Origin of the sequence: Achromobacter sp. ESBL13 (assembly GCF_036668755.1) — a bacterium.
GTDB lineage: Bacteria > Pseudomonadota > Gammaproteobacteria > Burkholderiales > Burkholderiaceae_B > Achromobacter.
In genome coordinates, this window is record NZ_JAZEVT010000012.1 from 1 (window position 1) to 3,380 (window position 3,380).

2 rRNA genes are annotated in these 3,380 nt (G+C 51.9%); both read left to right on the forward strand.

The window, feature by feature from the left end:
- Positions 1-136 precede the first annotated feature (136 nt).
- Positions 137-3,021: ribosomal RNA gene (locus V6F88_RS27755) — 23S ribosomal RNA — on the forward strand.
- A 203-nt stretch (positions 3,022-3,224) separates the two neighbouring features.
- Positions 3,225-3,337 (forward strand): 5S ribosomal RNA (rrf, locus tag V6F88_RS27760).
- The last annotated feature ends 43 nt before the right edge of the window (positions 3,338-3,380 follow it).

Here is a 3,380-nt window from a genome sequence, read left to right on the forward strand (position 1 = left end):
AGAAAATAAGTACGGGTTGTGATTGCATTATTTTGTTCCAAGTTCTCAAGACTGGGGTGAATAACCTCAGACCGCTTTGAAACTTATGAACGGCACAAACGCTAATACTCAGGTCCTATAGCCTACAGCGTTATAGGATCAAGCGACTAAGTGCATATGGTGGATGCCTTGGCGATCACAGGCGATGAAGGACGTAGTAGCCTGCGAAAAGCTACGGGGAGCTGGCAAACAAGCTTTGATCCGTAGATGTCCGAATGGGGAAACCCACCGCAGCAATGCGGTATCCCTAGCTGAATACATAGGCTAGTGGAAGCGAACCGGGTGAACTGAAACATCTCAGTAGCTCGAGGAAAAGAAATCAACCGAGATTCCGAAAGTAGTGGCGAGCGAAATCGGAAGAGCCTTTACGTTTTAGCGCGCAAGATAGTCGAACGGAATGGAAAGTCCGGCCGTAGCAGGTGATAGCCCTGTAGATGAAATCTTGTGTGTGGAACTAAGCGTAAGACAAGTAGGGCGGGACACGTGAAATCCTGTTTGAAGATGGGGGGACCATCCTCCAAGGCTAAATACTCGTGATCGACCGATAGTGAACCAGTACCGTGAGGGAAAGGCGAAAAGAACCCCGGAAGGGGAGTGAAATAGATCCTGAAACCGTATGCATACAAACAGTAGGAGCCTCCTTGTGGGGTGACTGCGTACCTTTTGTATAATGGGTCAGCGACTTACATTCAGTGGCAAGGTTAACCGAATAGGGAAGCCGTAGCGAAAGCGAGTCCGAATAGGGCGATTCAGTCGCTGGGTGTAGACCCGAAACCAGATGATCTATCCATGGCCAGGTTGAAGGCACGGTAACACGTGCTGGAGGACCGAACCCACTAATGTTGAAAAATTAGGGGATGAGCTGTGGATAGGGGTGAAAGGCTAAACAAATCTGGAAATAGCTGGTTCTCTCCGAAAACTATTTAGGTAGTGCCTCAAGTATTACTGCGGGGGGTAGAGCACTGTTATAGCTAGGGGGTCATGGCGACTTACCAAACTATGGCAAACTCCGAATACCCGCAAGTACAGCTTGGGAGACAGAGCACCGGGTGCTAACGTCCGGACTCAAGAGGGAAACAACCCAGACCGCCAGCTAAGGTCCCGAATTATCGCTAAGTGGGAAACGAAGTGGGAAGGCATAGACAGTCAGGAGGTTGGCTTAGAAGCAGCCATCCTTTAAAGAAAGCGTAATAGCTCACTGATCGAGTCGTCCTGCGCGGAAGATGTAACGGGGCTAAGCGATAAACCGAAGCTGCGGGTGTGCACTTTTAGTGCACGCGGTAGGAGAGCGTTCTGTAAGCCTGCGAAGGTGGCTTGTAAAGGCTGCTGGAGGTATCAGAAGTGCGAATGCTGACATGAGTAGCGATAAAGGGGGTGAAAAGCCCCCTCGCCGTAAGTCCAAGGTTTCCTGCGCAACGTTCATCGGCGCAGGGTGAGTCGGCCCCTAAGGCGAGGCAGAGATGCGTAGCTGATGGGAAACTGGTTAATATTCCAGTACCGTCGTACAGTGCGATGGGGGGACGGATCGCGGAAGATCATCAGGGTGTTGGATGTCCCTGTTGCTGTATCGAAGATGGCGCTTAGGCAAATCCGGGCGCGTAAATCAAGGGTATGGCACGAGCGAGCATTGCTTGCGAAGTGATTGGAAGTGGTTCCAAGAAAAGCCTCTAAGCTTCAGCTGTACGAGACCGTACCGCAAACCGACACAGGTGGACGGGATGAATATTCCAAGGCGCTTGAGAGAACTCAGGAGAAGGAACTCGGCAAATTGATACCGTAACTTCGGGAGAAGGTATACCCCGGTAGTGTGAAGCGCCTGCGCGCTTAGCATGATGGGGTCGCAGAGAATCGGTGGCTGCGACTGTTTATTAAAAACACAGCACTCTGCAAAGACGAAAGTCGACGTATAGGGTGTGACGCCTGCCCGGTGCCGGAAGGTTAAGTGATGGGGTGCAAGCTCTTGATCGAAGCCCCGGTAAACGGCGGCCGTAACTATAACGGTCCTAAGGTAGCGAAATTCCTTGTCGGGTAAGTTCCGACCTGCACGAATGGCGTAACGATGGCCACACTGTCTCCTCCTGAGACTCAGCGAAGTTGAAGTGTTTGTGATGATGCAATCTACCCGCGGCTAGACGGAAAGACCCCATGAACCTTTACTGTAGCTTTGCATTGATCTGTGAACCGGCCTGTGTAGGATAGGTGGGAGGCTTTGAAGCGTGGTCGCTAGATCACGTGGAGCCATCCTTGAAATACCACCCTGGTTTGTTTGCGGTTCTAACCTTGGTCCGTTATCCGGATCGGGGACAGTGCATGGTGGGCAGTTTGACTGGGGCGGTCTCCTCCCAAAGTGTAACGGAGGAGTTCGAAGGTACGCTAGGTACGGTCGGAAATCGTGCTGATAGTGCAATGGCATAAGCGTGCTTGACTGTGAGACTGACAAGTCGAACAGGTGCGAAAGCAGGACATAGTGATCCGGTGGTTCTGAATGGAAGGGCCATCGCTCAACGGATAAAAGGTACTCTGGGGATAACAGGCTGATACCGCCCAAGAGTTCATATCGACGGCGGTGTTTGGCACCTCGATGTCGGCTCATCTCATCCTGGGGCTGTAGCCGGTCCCAAGGGTATGGCTGTTCGCCATTTAAAGAGGTACGTGAGCTGGGTTTAAAACGTCGTGAGACAGTTTGGTCCCTATCTGCCGTGGGCGTTGGATACTTGACGGAGCCTGCTCCTAGTACGAGAGGACCGGAGTGGACGTACCTCTGGTGTACCGGTTGTCATGCCAATGGCATTGCCGGGTAGCTAAGTACGGAAGAGATAACCGCTGAAGGCATCTAAGCGGGAAACTCGTCTGAAGATTAGGTATCCCGGGGACTTGATCCCCCTAAAGAGTCGTTCGAGACCAGGACGTTGATAGGTCGGGTGTGGAAGCGCAGTAATGCGTTAAGCTAACCGATACTAATTGCTCGTGAGGCTTGATCCTATAACACTGATGGTTATTGACCTGGTGATATAGCGTTCCAAGTGTCGTTCAATACAAAATCTGGCTGCACCGTCAGCAGCCAGCCAACACCAATTACGACCCCCCTGTGCATGATCATCGAGCTAGCCTCTGATCATCCACACGTTGTGTTTCTTCCAAGATTGGAGCCGTTGCGCTAACCCGCAACCGCTCAACCAGTTACGCCTGACGACCATAGCAAGGTGGTACCACTCCTTCCCATCCCGAACAGGACAGTGAAACGCCTTCGCGCCGATGATAGTGGACGGACGTCTGTGAAAGTAGGTCATCGTCAGGCTTTTATTGCGCAAAACCCCACAGGTAATCCTGTGGGGTTTTGT